The sequence below is a fragment of the Streptomyces sp. NPDC058052 genome (genome assembly GCF_042885515.1).
Lineage (GTDB): Bacteria > Actinomycetota > Actinomycetes > Streptomycetales > Streptomycetaceae > Streptomyces.
This window is the reverse complement of sequence record NZ_JBHVRX010000001.1, coordinates 1-20,199: the sequence shown is the minus strand read 5'-3', so window position 1 is coordinate 20,199 and position 20,199 is coordinate 1. Positions and strand designations below refer to the sequence as shown.

Annotated in this window: 20 protein-coding genes and 1 tRNA gene; 6 read left to right on the top strand and 15 right to left on the bottom strand. The window is 72.4% G+C overall.

Features of this window, described 5'->3' with window-relative positions; translation table 11 throughout:
* Nucleotides 1-89 precede the first annotated feature (89 nt).
* Both ACFVU3_RS00105 and ACFVU3_RS00100 read right to left on the bottom strand, forming a co-directional pair.
* Nucleotides 90-163 (bottom strand) — tRNA-Met (locus tag ACFVU3_RS00105).
* Nucleotides 164-206: 43 nt separating this feature from the next.
* Nucleotides 207-3,113, bottom strand: a complete 2,907-nt coding sequence (locus ACFVU3_RS00100) for a UPF0182 family protein (RefSeq protein ID WP_390062284.1) — start codon at nt 3,111-3,113, stop codon at nt 207-209.
* Nucleotides 3,114-3,248: 135 nt separating this feature from the next.
* On the opposite strand from ACFVU3_RS00100, the gene ACFVU3_RS00095 reads away from it, so the two are divergent.
* Entirely contained in the window at nt 3,249-3,788 is a 540-nt protein-coding gene (locus ACFVU3_RS00095) for a PPA1309 family protein (RefSeq protein ID WP_390062283.1), read from the top strand.
* Between the two features lie 76 nt (nt 3,789-3,864).
* Here ACFVU3_RS00095 and ACFVU3_RS00090 read toward each other — a convergent pair whose 3' ends face one another.
* From ACFVU3_RS00090 to ACFVU3_RS00075, 4 genes are all read right to left on the bottom strand, one after another.
* Nucleotides 3,865-4,953, bottom strand: coding sequence for a PDZ domain-containing protein (locus ACFVU3_RS00090; RefSeq protein WP_390062282.1), 1,089 nt, complete (start codon nt 4,951-4,953; stop codon nt 3,865-3,867).
* 85 nt (nt 4,954-5,038) lie between these two features.
* Complete coding sequence (locus tag ACFVU3_RS00085) at nt 5,039-5,254, bottom strand: hypothetical protein (RefSeq protein WP_390062280.1); 216 nt, start codon at nt 5,252-5,254, stop codon at nt 5,039-5,041.
* Nucleotides 5,255-5,456: 202 nt separating this feature from the next.
* Nucleotides 5,457-5,918 carry a molybdenum cofactor biosynthesis protein MoaE gene (locus ACFVU3_RS00080; protein ID WP_390062279.1) on the bottom strand — a complete coding sequence of 154 codons (462 nt, stop codon included), beginning with the start codon at nt 5,916-5,918 and terminating at the stop codon, nt 5,457-5,459.
* 80 nt (nt 5,919-5,998) lie between these two features.
* Nucleotides 5,999-7,108, bottom strand: coding sequence for an SDR family oxidoreductase (locus ACFVU3_RS00075; protein ID WP_390062277.1), 1,110 nt, complete (start codon nt 7,106-7,108; stop codon nt 5,999-6,001).
* Between the two features lie 190 nt (nt 7,109-7,298).
* Here ACFVU3_RS00075 and ACFVU3_RS00070 point away from each other — a divergent pair, with 190 nt between their 5' ends.
* Both ACFVU3_RS00070 and ACFVU3_RS00065 read left to right on the top strand, forming a co-directional pair.
* Nucleotides 7,299-8,735: a zinc-dependent metalloprotease gene (locus ACFVU3_RS00070; protein ID WP_390062276.1), complete on the top strand. Its 1,437-nt coding sequence runs from the start codon at nt 7,299-7,301 to the stop codon at nt 8,733-8,735.
* Nucleotides 8,732-9,253 (top strand): NUDIX hydrolase, encoded by a 522-nt coding sequence (locus ACFVU3_RS00065; RefSeq protein WP_390062275.1) that lies wholly within the window; start codon nt 8,732-8,734, stop codon nt 9,251-9,253. Before ACFVU3_RS00070 ends, ACFVU3_RS00065 begins: the two co-directional genes overlap by 4 nt.
* A gap of 78 nt (nt 9,254-9,331) precedes the next feature.
* Here the strand turns inward: ACFVU3_RS00065 and ACFVU3_RS00060 are convergent, their stop codons facing one another.
* From ACFVU3_RS00060 to ACFVU3_RS00045, 4 genes are all read right to left on the bottom strand, one after another.
* Entirely contained in the window at nt 9,332-10,087 is a 756-nt protein-coding gene (locus tag ACFVU3_RS00060) for an AIM24 family protein (protein WP_390062274.1), read from the bottom strand.
* Nucleotides 10,088-10,104: 17 nt separating this feature from the next.
* Entirely contained in the window at nt 10,105-10,785 is a 681-nt protein-coding gene (locus ACFVU3_RS00055) for an AIM24 family protein (RefSeq protein ID WP_390062272.1), read from the bottom strand.
* 14 nt (nt 10,786-10,799) lie between these two features.
* A complete protein-coding gene (locus ACFVU3_RS00050; protein ID WP_390062271.1) occupies nt 10,800-12,455 on the bottom strand; it encodes a TerD family protein in 1,656 nt (551 codons plus the stop codon).
* A 112-nt stretch (nt 12,456-12,567) separates the two neighbouring features.
* Entirely contained in the window at nt 12,568-13,101 is a 534-nt protein-coding gene (locus ACFVU3_RS00045) for a M48 family metallopeptidase (protein ID WP_390062269.1), read from the bottom strand.
* Between the two features lie 149 nt (nt 13,102-13,250).
* Between ACFVU3_RS00045 and ACFVU3_RS00040 the strand changes: the two genes are divergently transcribed.
* Both ACFVU3_RS00040 and ACFVU3_RS00035 read left to right on the top strand, forming a co-directional pair.
* On the top strand, nt 13,251-14,459 hold the full coding sequence (locus ACFVU3_RS00040; protein ID WP_390062267.1) for a TOMM precursor leader peptide-binding protein: 1,209 nt from the start codon (nt 13,251-13,253) through the stop codon (nt 14,457-14,459).
* Entirely contained in the window at nt 14,452-15,816 is a 1,365-nt protein-coding gene (locus ACFVU3_RS00035) for an ABC1 kinase family protein (RefSeq protein WP_390062265.1), read from the top strand. Before ACFVU3_RS00040 ends, ACFVU3_RS00035 begins: the two co-directional genes overlap by 8 nt.
* Nucleotides 15,817-15,820: 4 nt before the next feature.
* On the opposite strand, the gene ACFVU3_RS00030 is transcribed toward ACFVU3_RS00035, so the two are convergent.
* From ACFVU3_RS00030 to ACFVU3_RS00010, 5 genes are all read right to left on the bottom strand, one after another.
* On the bottom strand, nt 15,821-16,003 hold the full coding sequence (locus ACFVU3_RS00030; RefSeq protein WP_390062264.1) for a hypothetical protein: 183 nt from the start codon (nt 16,001-16,003) through the stop codon (nt 15,821-15,823).
* A gap of 98 nt (nt 16,004-16,101) precedes the next feature.
* Nucleotides 16,102-16,461, bottom strand: coding sequence for a hypothetical protein (locus tag ACFVU3_RS00025; RefSeq protein WP_390062262.1), 360 nt, complete (start codon nt 16,459-16,461; stop codon nt 16,102-16,104).
* On the bottom strand, nt 16,458-16,826 hold the full coding sequence (locus tag ACFVU3_RS00020; RefSeq protein ID WP_031013886.1) for a WhiB family transcriptional regulator: 369 nt from the start codon (nt 16,824-16,826) through the stop codon (nt 16,458-16,460). The genes ACFVU3_RS00025 and ACFVU3_RS00020 overlap by 4 nt, the downstream gene beginning before the upstream one ends.
* 169 nt (nt 16,827-16,995) lie before the next feature.
* On the bottom strand, nt 16,996-17,328 hold the full coding sequence (locus ACFVU3_RS00015) for a hypothetical protein (RefSeq protein WP_390062261.1): 333 nt from the start codon (nt 17,326-17,328) through the stop codon (nt 16,996-16,998).
* A gap of 172 nt (nt 17,329-17,500) precedes the next feature.
* Nucleotides 17,501-19,705: an ATP-dependent DNA helicase UvrD2 gene (locus tag ACFVU3_RS00010; RefSeq protein ID WP_390062260.1), complete on the bottom strand. Its 2,205-nt coding sequence runs from the start codon at nt 19,703-19,705 to the stop codon at nt 17,501-17,503.
* 199 nt (nt 19,706-19,904) lie between these two features.
* Here ACFVU3_RS00010 and ACFVU3_RS00005 point away from each other — a divergent pair, with 199 nt between their 5' ends.
* The gene (locus tag ACFVU3_RS00005; RefSeq protein WP_390062259.1) at nt 19,905-20,147 is read left to right on the top strand and encodes a mycoredoxin; all 243 of its coding nucleotides are present in this window, start codon (nt 19,905-19,907) and stop codon (nt 20,145-20,147) included.
* Nucleotides 20,148-20,199: the final 52 nt, after the last annotated feature.

Sequence of the window (20,199 nt, the reverse complement as noted above, 5' to 3'; positions counted from 1 at the left end):
CGCCCCTTCCGTACCGCTCTTCGGCACCCCCCGTCACCCCGACACGCGACGAGGGCCCGGATCCTTATGGATCCGAGCCCTCGTGTCAGTAGCGGGGACAGGATTTGAACCTGCGACCTCTGGGTTATGAGCCCAGCGAGCTACCGAGCTGCTCCACCCCGCGTCGATGAAGTAACACTATCACGACGCGGGGTGAATCCCGCAGGTCAGCTGCCGGAGCCCTCCTGGGGCTTGATCTTCGCCCCGGCCTCGGCGGCCTTCTCGAGGGCGTCCTGGAGGTCCTCCTGGGCCTTGCCGTAGGCCGCCCAGTCGCCCTTCGCGAGGGCCGCCTCGCCCGCGTCGTACGCCTTCTGGGCGTCCGCGATGGCCGCCTTCAGCGCCGCGTCCGCCGAGGCCGGCGGCTGCGGGGTGGTCGGCGGCTGCTCGGTGCCCGGCGGCGTGGTCGGCGGGGTCGCGCCCTCCACCCCGAAGACCGCGTTGAGGGCGTCCGTGAGGTTGTTCTCGAACACCGTGGTGTCCTTGGTGGTGTCGCCGTCCGGCTGGTCGGCGTCCACGTACGACACCGCGACCTTCTTCAGGAGCGGGTAGAGCGCGTTCCGTCCCTGGGCGTAGACCGGCTCCACGTAGAGGAACCCGCCGTCGAGCGGCACGGTGAGCAGGTTGCCGTACTGGATGTCCGAGTCGGCGCCCTTCATGTCGCGGACGAAGGTGGCCACGTCGGGCAGACCGTTGAGCTTGCTCTGCACCTGCGCCGGTCCTGGCACGTCCTCGGTGACCCGCAGCAGTCTCAGCCGGCCGTACTCCTTGCTGGTGGCGTCGGCGTCGACCGCCATGAAGCCGCCCAGGTTGGGCCGCCCGTTGGGGGTGAACGTCGTGGTCAGCGAGAAGCGCTGCTCCGTGTCCCCGGGCATCTTCATGCTCAGGTAGTACGGCGGCACGGCCACGTTGTCCTTGTTGGTCGGGTCGTCCGGCACCTGCCAGGCGTCCGAGCCGCTGTAGAACTGGGCCGGGTCGGTGACGTGGTAGCGGGTCAGCAGCTCGCGCTGGACCTTGAACATGTCCTGCGGGTAGCGCAGGTGCTCCAGGAGGTCCGCCTTGATGTCCGCCTTGGCCTTCACCGTGCCGGGGAACGCCTTCATCCAGGTCTTGAGGACCGGGTCCTCGGTGTCCCACTGGTAGAGGTTGACCGTGCCGTCGTACGCGTCGACGGTGGCCTTCACCGAGTTGCGGATGTAGTTGACCTGGTTCTGCTGGGCGACGACCGCGCGCTGCTGGTTGCCGACGGTCAGCGAGTCGGCCGTGGTGTCGCCGAGCGTGGTCCGCGAGGCGTACGGGTAGCCGTTGCTGGTCGTGTAGGCGTCGACGATCCACTGGATCCGTCCGTCGACGACGGCCGGGTAGGCGTCGCCGTCGATCGTCAGCCAGGGGGCGACGGCCTCGACGCGCTGCTTGGGCGTGCGGTTGTACAGGATCCGCGACCCGTCGCCGATGGCTCCGGAGTAGAGGATCTGCGGCTCGCTGAAGGCCACCGCGTACGCGGCGCGGTTGAAGGCGTTCTCCAGGCTGACGCCGCTCTTGCCGCCGTAGCTGGTGGTCTTCTCGCCGTTCTCCTCGTAGTCCAGCTCCTTCTGGGGGCCGCCCACGATCGAGTACTGGTCGGTCTTCTCGCCGTAGTAGATCCGCTGCTCGTACTTCCCGAGCTCACCGGTGGTCGGGAGGCCCGACTCGGTGAAGACCGGGGAGCCGTTGGCGTCGGTCTGGGTGCCGCGGGCCATGATGGCGCCGTAGCCGTGGGTGTAGGTGAAGTGGTCGTTGATCCAGTTCCGCTTCGGGATGCCGCGGATGTTCAGCTCGCGCAGACCGATGACGACGTCCTGGCCCTTGTAGCGGTCCACGTCGAGCGTCGTCGGGAACTGGTAGTACTTCCGCTTCTGCTCCAGCTGCTGGAAGGTCGGCGAGACGATGTTCGGGTCGAGGACGCGGTAGGCGGCCGCCGAGTCGGCGTCCGTCCGCAGCTTCTGCTTGTCCTTGACCGTCGACTTGCCCGAGTAGTTCTCCAGCTTGGTCTCGTCGATCGCGTACGCCTTGCGGGTCGCGTCGATGTTCTGCTGGATGTACGGGGCTTCCTTGGCCTGCTCGTTCGGCTGGACCTGGAACTTCTGCACGATCGCCGGGTACAGGCCGCCGATCAGCACCGCGGAGAGCACCATCAGGCCGAAGCCGATGACCGGCAGCTGCCAGGTGCGGCGCCACAGGGTGGCGAAGAAGAGCACGGCGCAGATGACGGCGATGCAGAAGAGGATCGTCTTCGCGGGCAGGTAGGCGTTGGCGTCGACGTACCGCAGGCCCGTCCAGTTGCCGGTGGCCTTGAAGTCGCTGGACTTCACCGCCAGGCCGTACCGGTCGAGCCAGTAGGCCACGGCCTTCAGCGCGACGAAGACACCGAGGAGCACCGAGAGGTGGCCGGTGGCGGCGGCGGTGGCGCGGGCACCGGGGCTGGTGACGCGCAGACCGCCGTAGAGGTAGTGCGTGATCGCCGCGGCGATCAGGGAGAGCACCACGGCCGCGAAGCCGAACGCCAGCAGGAACCGGTACCAGGGCAGGTCGAAGGCGTAGAACGAGACGTCCTTGCCGAACTGGGAGTCCTTCTCGCCGAAGTCGACACCGTTGACCCACATCAGCCAGGTGCGCCACTGACCGGAGGCGGAGGCACCGGCGATCAGGCCCACCAGGGCGGTGACCGCGAGCAGCACCCACTTCTTGAAGGGGGCGACGCCCATCCGGTACCGGTCGAGGCTCTGCTGCTCCAGCGACATCGCGCTGAGCGGCGGCCGCAGCCGGTACGCCAGCCAGATGTTGAGGCCGACGGCCAGGCCCATGAGCAGGCCGAAGACCGCGAACAGCCCGATCTTGGTCCACAGGGTGGTGGTGAACACGGACGAGTAGTGGACCGAGCGGTACCAGAGCCAGTCCGTCCAGAACCCGGCGAACATCACGAACGCCATGGCCAGGACGGCCAGCACGCCCAGTGTCATCAGCAGGGTGCGGGCCCGCCGGGACGGCCGGCCGACTCTGATCCTTGGCCCGGACGGGCCTCCGCCACGGTCAGGCATCTGGAAAGCCAACGTGCGCCCCTCGGTGTTGATGCGTCGGAAAGCGGGCCCCGCGATCGTAGAGCCCACAGATGCAACTTACTGACGCTTTACCTAGTTCCCGTCTCCGGGGGAAGAGGAGGCAGGATATTGGTCATGTCCAACCTTTCCCCCTCGGGCCCGCCGATGGCCTCCAGTCCCCTCACCCGCGCGGTGCTCGAGATCGACGAGTACGCCTCGGGTCTCGGCTGGGACCGGCCCGCCCGCCTCTTCGCCCTCGTCGACACCGCCCGCCTGCGGGCCCAGGCGCCCTCCCTGAAGCTCGGCGAGGACGCCACCGCCTACACCCCCATCGAGCAGGAGGAGATCCCCAAGGGCAAGCCGCTGGACGAGTTCCTCGGCACGATCGCCTGGCCCGACGGGGTCGCCGGCTGCGCCCTGACCGTGGAGCGGCTGATGCTGCCGCCGTCGGCGGAGGCCCAGGTCCCCAAGGACCTCAGCGGCGCCGCCCTCAACAAGTGGGTCGCCCGGCACCCGGACCGCCAGGAGGTCCGGATGACGGTCGCCGTGCTGAGGAGCGGGGCCCGGGAGGCCGCGATCCGGCTGCGCGAGAAGGACTCGCCGACCGAGGTGCTGACCGGCCCCGACCTGGTGCCGGGGCTCGCCGACGCACTGGCCGCGACCTTCGAGGGCTAGGCGAGCCCGGCACGATCCGAAAGAGACGGGCTGAGCCCGCACGGCCGCGGGACCCCGCCGGGGTCCCGCACCGGCCTCAGCTCTTCGAGCAGCTCGGCAGGCCCGCCGTGTCGCCCTTGCGGAGCTTCTCCAGGGACCGCGTCGCGTCGTCGATGGTGTCGACCTTGATCAGGGTGAGCCCGTCGGGGGTGTCGCCGGCGGCGGTGGCGCAGTTGTCGGCCGGGGTGAGGAAGTACTCGGCGCCCGCGTCCCGCGCGCCGACCAGCTTCATCTGGATGCCGCCGATCGGCCCGACCTTGCCGTCGTCGTCGATGGTGCCGGTGCCCGCGACGAATTTGCCGCCGGTCAGGCTCTCCGGGGTCAGCTTGTCGACGATGCCGAGGGCGAACATCAGGCCGGCGCTGGGGCCGCCGACGTCGGCCAGCTTGATGTCGATGGTGAACGGGAAGACGTGGTCGGTGCCGGCCTGGATGCCGACGATCGCCCGGTCGCCCTCCTCGGACTTCACGGTGGTGATGACCACCTTCCGGGTGACGGTGGCCTCCTTGTGCGCCTTCTCGGCGGCCGCCGCCTCCTTGGCCGGGACGACGGTGAACTCGACCTTGTCGCCCGGCTTCCGCTTGGTCACCTGCGCGGCGACGTCCGCCGGCTTCGTGACCGCCACCCCGTCGACGGCCTTGATCACGTCACCGGCGTGGAGGGTGCCCTCCGCCGGGGAGTCCTTCACCACGGAGGCGACGACGACCCGGGTGGTGAAGGGGATGCCGAGCTCGTCGAGGGCGGCCACCTTGGCGCTCTCCTGCGACTGGCTGAACTCCTCCGCGTTCTCCTGGCTCGACTCCTCCTCCGTCTTCCCGTCCGGGTAGAGGGTGTCGTGCGGCACGACCACGTTGTCGTGCGCGAGCCAGCCGTAGACCGCCTCGACGGCGTTCATCTTGTAGTCCGCGCTGGTGACCCTGACCGTGGTCATGTTGAGGTGGCCGTCGGTCGGGTAGGTCTTGCGGCCGGAGATCTGGAGGACCGGCTCGCCGCGGGCCTCGCCCAGCGTGTTGACCGTGGGGCCGGGGCTCATCTCCGAGTACGGCACCGGGATCAGGACGCCGGCGATCAGCAGGCAGATCAGGACCAGGGTGGAGGCGAGCATCGTCGCGGTGCGGCGTGGCATGGAACGACAGTACGGGACTCGCCTGTGCGCGCACCCCTGGGGCGGGCCGTACGGGACGCGGCCGGCGGGGCGGACCGGAAGGCCGTCAGGACTCCGCGGGGGCCGGTTCGTGGACCGGATGGAGCGGAGCGGGGCCGGGGGCGGCGGTCGGGTGGGAACGCTCCATGGCGTCCCTGAAACGGGCGTAGCCGGCGAGCTCGGCCACGTCACCTATGGTCTTGTTCCTCTGGACCCAGCTTCCCCATATCGCCGCGCCGACGACTGCGAAAAGCGGAATCAGCAACCAGGCCAGCGCTGCCATCCCGACCTCCCATCCCCAGTGAGTTGATCAGCAGATTATTCATCTGTGCCAACAACGCTCGTGCCTGGGGGCCGGTTACGCAAATCGGGCGTTCGGCTACGCCGTGTCGGCGCGCCTTCTTGCGGTCTCGGGGCGGACGCTCAGCAGGCCCCCACCCTCCCCCGGACTCCGTCCGGGGGACCCCCAGTCTCGGGGCGGACGCTCAGCAGGCCCCCACCCACTCCTCGGTGCCGTCCGAGAAGGTCTGGTGCTTCCAGATGGGGACCTCGTGCTTGAGGTCGTCGATCAGCTTGCGGCACGCCTCGAACGCCTCGCCGCGGTGCGGGCAGGAGACGGCCACGACGACCGCCAGGTCGCCCACCGCGAGGTCGCCGACGCGGTGGACGGCGGCCAGGGCGCGGACCGGGTAGTTCGCCACGACCTTCTCCGCGACCCGGCGCAGCTCCGCCTCGGCGCTCGGGTGGCAGGAGTAGCCCAGCGCGTCGACGTCGGCGCCGCCGTCGTGGTTGCGCACGGTGCCGACGAAGAGGGTCGTCCCCCCCGCGGCGGCGTCGCCGACGGCCCGGAAGACCTCGTCGACCGAGAGCGGGGTGTCGCGGATGGCGAGCAGCTTGATCGGGTCGTCCGCGGCCTGCTCACCGGGGTGGTCGTGCGTCGTGGTCATGCCGTCCATGGTGCCGCACGCCGCCGGCATCCCGGAATAGCGCTTTCGACCGGTGGACCGGGACCCTCCGTAGGAGGGTCCTACAGGCCGCGCCGCTTGCGCATCTGCCGCACCAGGGCCGCGGTGCCCAGGAGGGCCACCGTGGCACCGGCCGCGCCCGCCGCCGTCGCGTCCTTGCGGCCCAGCCGGCGGCCCGCGACCGTGTGCCGGCCCTGGACCTCCTCCAGGAGCGCCGCGAGGACCTCCTCGTTGGTCCACCGCGGCCGCCAGCCCGCGTCGTGGAGCCGGCCGACGCTGACCACCCAGGGGTGCATGGTGTAGGCGAGGTCGCCGGCCGGGGACGGGGTGAGGCCGATCCGGTGCAGCCGGGCCGCGGCGCCGAGGGCGACCGCGGAGGGCAGCTCCATGCGGCGGATCCCCGACAGCTCCTCGACCTCCTCCTGCTCCAGCCAGCCCTCGCAGCCGACCGCGAACTCGCCGTCGACCTTCTCCAGCGCCGCGTACTCCAGAGCGCTGACGAGGTCCTCGACGTGGCAGAACTGCCAGGTGGGGCGGGAGCCGGCGACGACCAGGAGGCGGGGCGACTCGAAGTAGCGGGTCAGCGCCGTGTCCGTACCGCCGACGAGGACGGCCGGGCGGACCACGGTCACGTTGAGGCCGGGGTGGGCGCGGGAGCCGCGGCGGCCGAGCCGCTCGATCTCCAGCAGGTCGCCGACGCCGGTGGCCTCGGCGGTGGCCCGCAGCTCGGCGTCCTCGGAGAGCGGGATGTCGTTGTCGGGCAGGGCGCCGTAGACCATCGTCGAGGTGCACAGGACGACCCGGTGGACGCCGGCCGCCGCGGCGGCCGTGAGGACGGTCTGCGTGCCGCGCACGTTGTAGGCCGTCCGGGCGGCGGAATCCGACTCCAGGTCGAGGTCGACGGCGAGGTGCACGACGACGTCGGCTCCGCGCAGCTTCTCCGCGATGGCCGGATCCCGCACGTCGAGGACATGCCAGGTGGCCTCCGCCACCTCGCCTCGCCGCTCGTCGATGGCGACGACCTGCCGGATCTCCTCCGAATCGGCAAGACGCCTGGTCAGCAGGGCGCCGACACCGGTGGCGGCGCCGGTGACCGCGACGACGGGGCCGCGCACGGCGGACCGGGTTGAGTGGTTTCGCGCTCCGCGAACCTGCGGATCTGGGGAACTCACCGACCGACTCCAGTGGTTGTCTTCAGTACGTACGGGGATGACGCGTACGTACCAGGTGGCGTCCATCCTGCCGCAGGGCACGGCCCGGCGGAGACTTGAGCCCATATCCGACCCGGATGTCTACGCTGGTGTTGTGCAGCGGGCAGTCGCCACCGGCAGAAGCCGGTGGCCCTAGGAGCCGAGGAAACCTGTGAGTGACACCCCATTCGGATTCGGCCTTCCGCCGGAGGAGCCGGAGGACGGCGACGAAGGCAAGAAGAAGGACCCCGCCGGAGGTGGCCAGGGGTCCGGCGGCCAGGGCGGCGGCAATCCGTTCGGGGCGAACCCGTTCGGATTCGGCGGTCTCCCCGGCATGGGCGGCGGCCAGGGCGGCGCGGACAATCCGTTCGCCGCGATGTTCGGGTCGATGAACCCGAACGATCTGGGCGCGGCCTTCCAGCAGCTCGGGCAGATGCTCAGCTACGAGGGCGGTCCCGTGAACTGGGACATGGCCAAGCAGATCGCCCGCCAGGTGGTCGCCCAGGGCACCGCCGACGGCGTCAAGGACGCCAGCGTGGGCCCGGCCGAGAAGTCCGCGGTCGAGGAGGCGGTCCGCCTCGCCGACCTCTGGCTCGACCAGGTCACCTCGCTGCCCTCCGGGGCCAACACGGCGGTGGCGTGGAGCCGCGCGGAGTGGGTCGAGGCGACCCTCCCGGCGTGGAAGGAGCTGGTGGACCCGGTCGCCGAGCGGGTCGGCACGGCCATGGGCGACGTGCTGCCGCAGGAGATGCAGGCCATGGCCGGCCCGCTGATCGGCATGATGCGGTCGATGGGCGGCGCCATGTTCGGCCAGCAGATCGGGCAGGCCATCGGCGCGCTCGCGGGCGAGGTCGTCGGCTCGACCGACGTCGGCCTGCCGCTCGGCCCGGCCGGCCGGGCCGCGCTGCTGCCGCTGAACGTGGAGTCGTTCGGCAAGGACCTGAGCGTGCCCTTCGACGAGGTGCGGCTCTACCTGGCCCTGCGCGAGGCCGCCCACCAGCGTCTCTTCGCCCACGTGCCGTGGCTGCGGGCGCACCTCTTCGGTGCCGTCGAGAGCTACGCGCGCGGGATCAAGGTCGACACCTCGAAGCTGGAGGAGGCCGTCTCCCAGCTCGACCCGACCCACCCGGAGCAGCTCCAGGAGGCGCTCCAGTCCGGCATGTTCCAGCCGCAGGACACGCCCGAGCAGAAGGCGTCCCTGGCGCGGCTCGAAACGGCGCTCGCGCTGGTCGAGGGCTGGGTGGACGCGGTGGTCCACGAGGCCGCCAAGTCCCGGCTGACCTCGGCGGACGCGCTGCGCGAGACGCTGCGCCGGCGCCGTGCCACCGGTGGCCCGGCCGAGCAGACCTTCGCCACCCTGATCGGTCTGGAGCTGCGCCCGCGCCGGCTGCGGGACGCCTCCCGCCTGTGGGCCTCGCTCACCGACGCGCGCGGTGTCGACGGGCGCGACGGCCTGTGGGAGCACCCCGACATGCTGCCGACGGCGACCGACCTCGACGACCCGGACGGCTTCGTCCACCGCGAGCAGATGGACTTCTCCGAGCTGGACAAGATGCTCGGCGAGGCGGCCCGGGGCGACGCGCCCGAGGACGGGGACGACGAGAAGTGAGTCTGCACGACGACGCGGTCCTCGTCCTCAAGGAGTACGAGGACCAGCCGGAGCTGCGCGACCTGTACCTGGAGCACCTGGCGGCGCATCCGGACGGCATGTACAAGCCGTGCGGGGCCGGTCACCTCACCAGCAGCGCGCTGGTGATCGACCCCTCGCGCGGGCGGGTGCTGCTCACCCTCCACAAGAAGCTGGGCATGTGGCTGCAGATGGGCGGCCACTGCGAGGAGGGCGATCCGACGGTCGAGGCGGCGGCGCTGCGGGAGGCCGCGGAGGAGTCGGGCGTCGCGGGTCTGACGCTGCTGCTGGGCGGCCCGGTGCGGCTCGACCGGCATTCGATCCCGGCGCCGTGCCACTGGCACCTCGACGTGCAGTACGCGGCGCTCGCCCCGGCGGACGGGGTGGAGCGGATCAGCGAGGAGTCGCTGGACCTCCGGTGGTTCGCGTACGACGAGGTGGCCTCGGTCGCGGACACCTCGGTGGTGCGGCTGCTGGAGGGCACGCTGGCCCGCCTGTGAGGTGACGGCGCACGCGCGAAAGGGCGGCCGCCCCGGTTCCGACCGGGGCGGCCGCCCTTCGCGTGCGGTGGCGCGGGCTCAGTTCCAGGCGTTGTTCTGGTTCTGGCCGTGGGCGCCCTGCTGGCCGACGCCGAACTGGGCGGCGACGCCCTGCCCGATCGCCGCGTTCTGCGGGGGCATGACCTCGCTGGGCTGGACGAGGGCGAAGCCCTGCCCGAGGAAGCTGAGCTCCCAGCCCTCGCCGGTGGAGCCGCGGCGGCTGCGGACGCTGCTGTTGTGCGTCTGGGCCTGCATCTGGACCCGCAGCGAGGTGGACCAGGCGACGATCGCGTCCGCGTCGGCGCTGACGTACTTCTCCGGGGTGACCTGGAGCATCAGCGGCTGCCCCGAGGTCATGAGGGCGACCTTGCCGCGGCCGGTGATGTTGAGCTGGTACTTGCCGGTGCCGGAGACCCCGTACTGGCTGTCGACCGCGATGACCTCGGTGTGGAGGCTGGTGTCGAGCGCGAGCACGTAGGAGCTGTCCACGGTGAGGCCCTCCTGCTCGACCTCCACGACGTGGATGTACTGGGCGAGGTTGGCGAAGTAGACCGTGCCCTGGCCGGAGCAGCGCATCAGGTCGAGGCCCTCGCCGGTGCGGGCGCGGGCCTGCCGCTGGCTGGAGCTCTGGTACTCGCCGTCGAAGTCGACGAGCCCCTGGTAGGCGACCATGGCGCCCTTGCGGGCGAGGATGTCGTCGTGGCCGGTGAGGCTGACCCGCAGCAGCTGCGGGTTCTGGATGACGTACCGCTCCTGGCTCTGCTGCTCGGCGTGGTTGAAAAGCGGGCTCTGCATGATGTTCTCGCTCCCCCTCAGCCCCGGACCCGCAGGCGGTCGCTGCTGTCCTCGCTGGGCTGTACGACGACGATGCCCTGGCCCGAGAAGGCCATCTGGTATGCCTCGCCGCTGCCCCGCCCGATGAGGGAGGACGCCTTGAAGCTGCGCTTGCCCTTGACCTTGAGCGCCGGCGACCAGGCGACGAGCGCGTCGGGGTCGACGTACGTCTCGTCCTCGCCGCGGCCGCAGTCGACGACGATCGGGGTGCCGCGCGAGGTGAGCGCGACCCAGCCGGTGCCGGCGATCTCCACGTTGAACAGGCCCTGGCCGGCGAACTTGGCGAGGCCCTTCACGCGCTCGACGCCCCACTGGAGGTGCGCGTCGAAGGCGAGGAGGTTGCTGCCGTTGACGGAGATCGAGTCGTTCTGGAGGTTGATCACGACGACGTCGGCGCCGTAGTCGGCGAGGTAGAGCAGGCCGTCGCCGGTGCACTTCATGATCGGCGTGCCTTCGCCGGTGGCCCATTCCTTGGCGACCTGGCGGACGGCGGGCGGGTTGGGCTCGTAGCTGATGAAGCCCTCGTAGGCGACCATCGAGCCGGCCCGTGCGTAGAGGTCCTGGCCGGAGGCCATGGCGACCTTGAGCATGGTGCGGCCGTGGTTCTCCATGCGGGCCGCGATGGGGGTCGGGGCGAAGCCCGCGAGCTGCTGGTTCATGGTGTCGGGCTCCCTCAGACCTCGTACGGCTGGACGACGATGAAGTTGCCGGGAGCGCCCCGGAACTGGAGGTTCACGGTCTCCCCGCTGTGGCCGGGGAAGGCGTTGCGCCGGAGCCGGACCTGGCTGGAGAGAATGACCTGTGAGGCGGCGGACCAGGCGACGACCGCGTTGCAGTCGGCGAAGGTCGTCGGCGTGACGGGCAGGACCACGGGGACGCCGTGGGTCTTGACGATCACGGTGCCGGAGCCCTGGAACTGCATGGTGAACAGCGCGCCGCCGGGGATGCCGTGGCCCTCGACGCGGCGGACCTCGTACTGGAGCGTCTCGTCGAACGCGAGCACGTTCTCCGCGGAGACGCAGATGGCGTCGCCCTGGAGCTCGATCGGGTGCAGATGGGCACCGTTCTCGGCGAGGAAGACCTGGCCGCGGCCGGTGCAGCGCATGAGCTGCATCTCCTGGCCGGTGGCGTTGCCGACGATCCGGCCGGCGAAGCCCGCGCCCTTGTAGGAGAAGTCCACCTTGCCCTGGTACATGACCATGGAGCCCTGGCGGGCCAGGACGGGCGTGCCGCCCATGGCGAGGTCCACCCGCATGAGCTGCTGGTTCTGCGGGGTCCAGCGGGCGCCGGTCGCGGTCTCCTTGAACGGGGCGAGCGCGGCGGCGAGCCCGGCGCCGCCCGCGGGCGCGCCCTGCGGCACCCCCTGCGGCGGCATGCCCGGAGGCATGCCGGGCTGCTGGCCGTACGGGGCCGGCTGGCCGTAGCCGGGCTGCTGGCCGTACGGCGGCGGGGTCTGGCCGTAGGGGACACCGGGCGGCGGGGTCTGTCCGGGCACCTGGCCGTAGGGGGCCTGCGGCGGCTGCCCGTACGGACCGGGGGCGCCGGGCGCGGGGGCGGGCGGCGGCACCGGGGCGGGGGCCAGCGGCGCGACCATCGTCGGCTGGGTGTGCACCGGCTGCGGGGCGGGCGGCGGGGTCGGCGGCTGGGCGCCGTAGCCGGGCTGCGGGGTGCCGTAGCCGGGTGCGGGGGCCGGGGCGGCGGGGGCGCCGAACGCCGGCGGAGCCGCGGCCGGGGCGGGAGCGCCGAAGGCCGGCGCGGCCTGCTGGGGGGCGGCGGGCGGCTGGGCCGCGGGCTGCTCCTCCTCCATGACCTCTCCGCCGAAGTTCCGCAGCAGCGCTTCCAGGCCGCCGTCGAAGCCCTGGCCGACGGCGGCGAACCGCCACACGTCCTTCAGGTAGAAGTCGCCCAGCATGACCGCGCGCTCGGTGGAGAACTCGGCACCCGTGAAGGCGTACCGGGCGACCTCCTCGCCGCCGGCGACGATCCGGATCCAGCCGGGGCCGACCTGCGACATCTGGCCGTCGCCGTCGATCGTGGCGGTGAAGGAGAGCTTGTGGATCTGCGGGGGGATCCGGTCGAGGGTGACGCGGAAGGACTCGGTGTCGCCGGACTGCGCGCCGAGCAGCTGGATGGACTCCTCGGGCGACTTCGGCTGGTTGAAGAAGACGAAGTAGCGGTCGTCCGAGAGCCGCTCGTCGGCGTCGAGCCCGAAGCAGCTGATGTCGAAGGTGAGCCCGGGCGCCGCGATCTGCACGCCCACGTACAGATCGGTACCCGCGGTCAGATCACTGATCTTGGCCTTGTGGCCGCGTTGGAATTCCCTGGCCATGCGTAACGACCGTCCCCCATCCCGATGGCGAATGACTCGCGTCAGGCTAACCGCTGGGAACGACATTGAGACAGGGCGGGTCGGTTCCGGTACGGAATCGGTAAATCGGACCTCAGGCCGCCGGGTCCCCCTCCGGAGGGTGCGGGAGGCGGCCGGCGGCGGCCACTCCTTCGAGGTAGCCGCGGGCCCGCTCGGTCCTCGGGTACGCCTCCAGGAGGCGCCAGAAACCGGGGCCGTGGCCGGGCACGAGGAGGTGGGCGAGCTCGTGCAGGAGCACGTAGTCGACGACGTACTCGGGCATCCCCTGGAGGCGGTGGGAGAGCCGGATGGAGCCCTCGGCGGGGGTGCAGGAGCCCCAGCGGCTGTTCTGGTTGGTGACCCAGCGCACCGAGTCGGGGCGGGCCTTCCCGTCGAGGTACCGGCCGGAGAGGCGGCCGGCCCGTTCGGCCAGCTCGGTGTCGCCGCGGGTGGCGCGGCGTTCCTTGTCCTTCTCCTTCGCGGCGAGCTTCTCCAGCATCACCCCGACCCAGCGGCGCTCCTCGGCCTCCGACATCCGGGCCGGGATGAGGACGATCGTGCGGTCCCCCTCGCGGTACGCGGAGACGGATCGGGTGCGGCGGGCGCTCCTGCGGATCTCGACTGGCACGCCCTCGACGGTACCCGGCGCGCACAAAGGAATCCCCTTCGTATGACCTATATGACTTTCGGGCGGGCCTGTGGACAACTTTGGGCGCCGTTCCGCGCCGGAGGGCAGCCTGGTCCGGGAAGAGGACGCGGAGCGGGACGGGGGCGGGGATGCATCCGATGGTGAAGCCGGCGCTGCGCCGGGCGTGGCGGAGTCTGACGTGTGTGCAGTACGGGGTGGCGCCGGCGCACGCGGTGGTGCTGGACCCGGTGGACGCGGCGACGGGCCGGCTCCTCGGGCTGATGGACGGGACGCGCGGCACCGCGCTGCTGCGCGGGGAGGCGGCGGGCCTCGGGCTGCCGGAGGGGCGGCTCGACGCGCTGCTCGCCCGGCTCGCGTCGGCGGGGCTGCTCGTGGAGGCCGGGGCCGGGCGTCCGGGGCGGGCGGGCCCCGAGGCGGGGGCGGTGGACACGGCGCTGGACCCGCTGCGGGCGGATCTGGCCGCGCTGTCGGTGGTGTGCCCGGAGCCGGACCGGGCACTGCGGACCCTGGCGGCCCGGCGGGAGCGGCGGGTGCGGGTGCGGGGCGCCGGACGGGTGGGCGGCACGGTGGCGGCGCTGCTCGCCGCGGCGGGCGTCGGGACGGTGGAGGTGGTGGACGGCGGCCGGGTGGAGCCGTGGGAGACGGCGCCGGGCGGACTGCCCGCCGAGGCGGTCGGCGAGCGGCGGGTGGCGGCGGCGCGGCGGCTCGTGGGGCGCTGGGCCCGCGGACCGGTGGCCGCGCGGCGGGCGGGCCGGCGGACCGGAGGGGGTGACGGGGACGGCGGGGTGCCGGTGTCGCTCGTGCTGGTGACGCCCCGGGACGGGCTGGGGGTGCTGGTGCCGGACCCGGTGGCGGCCGAGCCGTGGATGACGGCGGGGGTCCCCCACCTGTACGCGGGGGTGCTGGAGGCGACCGGACTGGTGGGTCCGCTGGTGCTGCCGGGCGGGACGGCGTGCGCCCGGTGCCTCCAGGAGGAGGCGACGGACCGGGACCCGGCGTGGCCGCGGCTCCTGGCGCAGTGGCGTTCGGGGGCGCCGCATCCGCTGCCGGCCTGCGACGTGGCGCTGGCGGCGGCGGTGGCCGGGCTCGCCGCGGCGCACGCGCTGGCCTTCCTCGACGGGGAGCTTCCGGCGAGCACGGGGACCCGCTGGGAGGCCGCGGCGCCGACGCTGGCGTGGCGGTCCCAGCGGCTGGTGCCGCACCCGGCCTGTCCCTGCGGCGCCGCGCGCGGCAGGGTGGGGGTGGGCGTCTCGGCAGCCGGGGAGGCTCGGTCCACAATGGCGGGGCGCAGCCCTGCGCGGCACGACAGTCTGGGAATTGGAGGGGCGCATGTCTGATCTTCCCCGGAAGGCGGTCACCCGGACCGCCAAGTTGGCCGCGTTGCCGCTGGGCTTCGCGGGCCGCGCGACCTGGGGCCTGGGCAAGCGGATCGGCGGCAAGTCCGCCGAGTTCGTCGCCCGGGAGCTCCAGGAGCGCACGGCGGAGCAGCTGTTCAAGGTGCTCGGGGAACTCAAGGGCGGGGCCATGAAGTTCGGCCAGGCGCTGTCGGTCTTCGAGTCGGCGCTGCCGGAGGAGATCGCCGGGCCGTACCGGGCGGCGCTGACGAAGCTTCAGGAGGCGGCGCCGCCGATGCCGGTGCGGACGGTGCACGGGGTCCTGGAGGAGCGGCTCGGGGCGGAATGGCGGGAGCTGTTCCTGGAGTTCGAGGACAAGCCGGCGGCGGCCGCGTCGATCGGGCAGGTGCACCGGGCGGTCTGGCACGACGGGCGCGAGGTCGCGGTCAAGGTGCAGTACCCGGGCGCCGGGGAGGCCCTGCTGTCGGACCTGGCGCAGCTGAGCCGGTTCGCCCGGCTCCTCGGGCCGCTGGTGCCGGGGATCGAGGTGAAGCCGCTCATCACGGAGCTGCGGGAGCGGGTGACGGAGGAGCTGGACTACGCCCTGGAGGCGCGGGCGCAGCGGGAGCACGCCGAGGTCTTCGCGGACGATCCGGACGTGGTGGTGCCGGCGGTGGTGCACCAGGCGGAGCAGGTGCTGGTGACGGAGTGGATGGACGGGATCCCGCTGGCGGAGGTGATCGCGGACGGCAGCCAGGAGCAGCGGGACCGGGCCGGGCAGCTGCTGGCCCGGTTCCTCTTCTCCGGGCCGGCCCGGACGGGGCTGCTGCACGCCGATCCGCACCCGGGGAACTTCCGGCTGCTGCCGGCCGGCGGCGACGGCGACGGCGACGGCGACGGGGCGGAGGATCCCGCGGGCTGGCGGCTCGGGGTGCTGGACTTCGGCACCGTGGACCGGCTGCCCGGCGGGCTTCCGGAGACGATCGGGACCTGTCTGAGGATGACGCTGGACGGCGAGGCGGAGCAGGTGTACGCGCTGCTGCGGGAGGAGGGCTTCGTGAAGGAGTCGGTGGCCCTCGACCCGGACGAGGTCCTGGAGTACCTGCTGCCGATCATCGAGCCGGCGGAGGCGGAGTCCTTCGTCTTCACCCGGGGCTGGATGCGGACGCAGGCGGCCCGGATCGCCGATCCGCGCTCCCCCGCGCACCAGCTGGGGCGGCAGCTGAACCTGCCGCCGTCGTACCTGCTGATCCACCGGGTGACGCTCTCGACGATCGGGGTGCTCTGCCAGCTCAACGCGTCGGTCCGGCTGCGGGACGAGCTGTCCGCCTGGCTGCCCGGCTTCGACCCGGCGGCCTGAGGGCTCACCACCAGGAGGAGTCGAGGCGGCCCTCGATGGCCCGGATGTTGGCCCGGGCGCACTCCTCGCAGAAGTACTCGCGGCGGCCGTTCTCGACGGAACAGGTCCAGGTGATCGGGAGGGTGTCGGCGGTCCTGCCGCAGCGTGCGCAGGCCACGGGCTCCTCCGCGGCGCGGGGCTCGTTCATCCTCGTGACGATAGCCCGGCGGGGCGGCCGCGGCGGGGCAACGCACCGCGGGGGCCGGTCCGTTCGGACCGGCCCCCGCGGGGACGCCTGGTGGGGCGTCAGTGCATGACGGCCATGGCCAGCGCGCGGCGGGCGCGCAGCGAGACGCGCTCGGCGCGGCGCTGCATGCGCCGGGCGGCGATCAGGCGCACGGCCTGACGTTCCGCGTCGGCCTCACGCTGTCGCTCGTGCATATGGGCACGGGCCAGGGCTTCTGGGATGAGTTGCATGTCACGGGTCCTGTTCTGACGCAGCGCGGGGGCGCCGGTGGTGGAGAAGTCGGGGGTAGCGGAGCGGATGGGCTCGGTGGCGGGCGTGGTCATCGGGGCCTGCTTCTGGGGATCGTGCGTGAGGGGGTGGTCGATCGTTCCGGTACGCCTGGGGGCCTTGTGGGGTGCCTCCCAGGTGACGGCGGTCATGCCGCGACCGGGTTCTTGCGCGGACGGCCACGGGGCCGCTTGCGGGCGACGACCACGCCCTGGACGAAGAGCTCGCCGCCCCAGACACCCCAGGGCTCACGGCGCTCCTTGGCACCGGCGAGACAGGCCGCGACCAGCGGGCAGGTCTTGCAGAGGGACTTCGCGTACTCGACGTCGGCCGGGGACTCGGCGAAGAAGACCTCCGGGTCGTAGGCACGGCAGGGGACGGGGACGCCGAGGTTCTCGATGGCGTCGTCGAGCGCGGTGAGCGATGTCAGGGGGGTCAAGGCGTGGTCCTCCGTGAGGCCGGACGGGGGGATCGTTTCGGAAGGCGGTACGGACGGGGCGTGCGCTTCGAGTTGCACGGGTGTCTTTCCTCGTCTGGTCGTTCCGGCCGGTGGGCCGGGTCTTCGGCTGGTACCGGGTTGCTTGTCCCGAGGCCCCTTCGTTCCGTCGCCCCCGTTCGGGGACAAACAGAAGGGCCGCGGATCCCGGGTGGGGTTCCGCGGCCCTGAAGGCGCCGGCCTGATCAGGTCAGGCTGGATCACTCCAGGGTTCGAGCCCACGGAAGGCCCACATCGTGTGGTGCTGCGTCGTCTGCTGCTTGCCGGCACCGGCCGCCGCGAAGCCATAGGCCGTGATTCCGGCCTTGCCCTCTTCAGCCACCCGTGCCTTGGTCGGTCGCTCATCGCGCTCGATGAGGGCCACGCCGCGACCGGACAGACCGGTGACGGGCAGACCACTGCCAAGGAGCGCAAAGGCGGAGAGGCCGAGCGAGCAGGCGGAGACGACCGAGCGATCGGTCATTTTGGCGGTGCTGACGACGGTGCTGACGTTGCTGCTGATGACGTTGATGTTGCTGATCACTGGAATCGCCTCCTCTCGGCGTCTCGGAGAGCTCGGGTGCGAGCCGGGCTCTCGATGTTTATTTGGACAAGTACAGCACGAGACAGGGCTTCATAAGAAGCCGCTGTTGCGTGGTTAAGAACCTATGGGGCTTGACGGGGCGGGCGCAAACTATTTTTCCCACGAGTTTCGATCAGACGTCCTCCGCGCTCGCGGCACCCTCTTCATCCGGGTCCTCACCTGCGCAGATGGCGAGGACGTCGGCTCCGAACCGGTCCAGCTTCCGGGCGCCGACCCCGGCGATCACGGCGAGCTCGCCGCCGGAGCCGGGGACGCGCTCGGCGATCGCCATGAGCGTCTTGTCGGTGAACACGCAATAGGCCGGCTGGCCGAGCTCGTGGGCCCGGACGGCCCGCCAGTCGCGCAGCCGCTCGTACAGGCCCTCGTCCATGTCGGAGGGGCAGTCCTCGCAGCGGAGCAGCTTCATCGCGCCGGCCTCGGTGAGGGTGGTGCCGCAGACCCGGCAGCGGACGGGGCCGCGCGGACGGCGGCGGGCGCCCTCGCCGGAGGGGCCGGAGCCGCCCCGCTCGATGCCGCCGGCGGCGGCGCCGTGGCCGGTGCCCCGGCTGCCGGAGCCGGGGCGGAGCCCCTTGAGGAAGCGGCTGGGGACGCGGCCGGGGCGGCCGCCCGGGGAGCGGGAGAGCGCCCAGGAGAGCGTGAGGTGGACGCGGGCGCGGGTGACGCCCACGTAGAGCAGCCGGCGCTCCTCCTCGACCTGCGCGTCCGTCTTCGCGTAGGTGATCGGCAGCATGCCGTCGGTGAGACCGACCAGGAAGACGGCGTCCCACTCCAGGCCCTTGGCGGCGTGCAGCGAGGCGAGGGTGACGCCCTGGACGGTGGGGGCGTGCTGGGCGGCGGCCCGCTCGTCCAGCTCGGCGACCAGGTCGGAGAGGGTGGCGCCGGGGCGCGCGGCGGCGAAGTCGTCGGCGAGCCGGGCGAGCGCGGCGAGCGACTCCCAGCGGTCCCGGACCGCGCCGGAACCGGCCGGCGGCCGGCTGCTCCAGCCGTGGCCGGAAAGCACCGCCCGCACCTGGGCCGGCAGGTCCTCGGCGCCGTCGAGGAGCGCGTCGTTCGCCCCGAAGCGGGCCGCGCCGCGCAGGGCCGCGCCCGCCTCCCGTACCTCCTGGCGCTCGAAGAAGCGCTCGGCGCCGCGCAGCTGGTAGGGGACGCCGGCGTCGGCGAGGGCCTGCTCGTAGACCTCCGACTGGGCGTTGATCCGGTAGAGGACGGCGATCTCGCCGGCCGGGACGCCGGAGGCGATCAGGTCGCGGACCCGGCGGGCGGTGCCCTCGGCCTCGGCGGGCTCGTCGCCGTACTCGGTGTAGACCGGCTCGGGGCCGCGCTCGCGCTGCGAGACCAGCTCCAGGCGGGCGTCGGCGGCCCGGCCGCGGGCCTGGTCGAGGAGGCCGTTGGCGAGGTGGACGACCTGGGGCGTGGAGCGGTAGTCGCGGACCAGCTTGACCACGGTCGCGTGCGGATGGCGGCCGCGGAAGTCCAGCAGGTGGTCGGGGGTGGCGCCGGTGAAGGAGTAGATCGTCTGGCTGGCGTCCCCGACCACGCAGAGGCTGTCCCGCTCCCCCAGCCACAGCTCCAGGAGGCGCTGCTGGAGCGGGGAGACGTCCTGGTACTCGTCGACGACGAAGTGCTGGTACTGGCGGCGGATCTGCTCGGCGATGTCGAGCCGGTCCTGGAGGATGCCGACGGTGAGCAGCAGCACGTCCTCGAAGTCGATCACCGAGCGCTCGCCCTTGAGCTGCTCGTACATCGCGTAGAGCTGGCCGATCTCGGCCGGGTCCCGGGGGGCGTCGCGCCGGGAGCGGGCGACCGCCGCCGGGTAGTCGGCGGGGACGGTCTGGGTGACCTTGGCCCATTCGATCTCCGCCGTGACGTCCCGCAGCTCGTTCCGGTCGAGCCGGACGCGGCAGCGGGCCGCGGCCTCGGCGACCAGCTGCGCCTTGCGCTCCACGAGCCGGGGCAGCGGGCCACCGATCGCTTTCGGCCAGAAGAACTGGAGCTGGCGGAGGGCCGCCGAGTGGAAGGTGCGGGCCTGGACGCCGCCCGCGCCGAGCTGCCGGAGCCGGCCGCGCATCTCGCCCGCGGCGCGGTTGGTGAAGGTGACGGCGAGCACGCTGGAGGGCGGCAGCACGCCTGCCCGGACCCCGTAGGCGATCCGGTGGGTGATCGCCCGGGTCTTGCCCGTGCCGGCGCCCGCGAGGACGCACACCGGGCCGTGCAGGGCCGTGGCGACCTCGCGCTGCTCCGGGTCGAGCCCGTCGAGCACCGCGTCGGCGGTCTCCGGGACCCGCGGGAAGAGAGGGGAGTGCGTTGCTGCTGTCACTCCGCCATGCTGCCAGGTCGGGCGGGGTCGGTGCGGCGCGTCGTCCACAGGCCGGGGGTCGTGGTCGTACCGTCGCATGATCGTCCCGGCCGCGGGGGGCGGGGAGCGGCGCAGCTCACCCGGGGTGCGGGAATGGACGGCCGGGTGGCGTACGTTCTCCCTTCGGCACCGACCCCCGAACCAAGAGGAGCGCCTGGCGATGCAGGGCACTGTGACGATGTACAGCACCGAGTGGTGCGGCTACTGCCGCCGGCTGAAGGGCCAGATGGACCGCGAGGGCATCGCGTACACCGAGGTCAACATCGAGCTGGACCCCGCGTCGGCCGAGTTCGTGGAGAAGGCCAACGGCGGCAACCAGACCGTCCCGACCGTCCTCTTCCCTGACGGCTCGACGCTGACGAACCCGTCGCTGGCCCAGGTCAAGCAGAAGCTCGGCGCCTGACCGCCCGGCCCGTACGTGCGAGGAGCCCCCGCCGGACCGTTCCGGCGGGGGC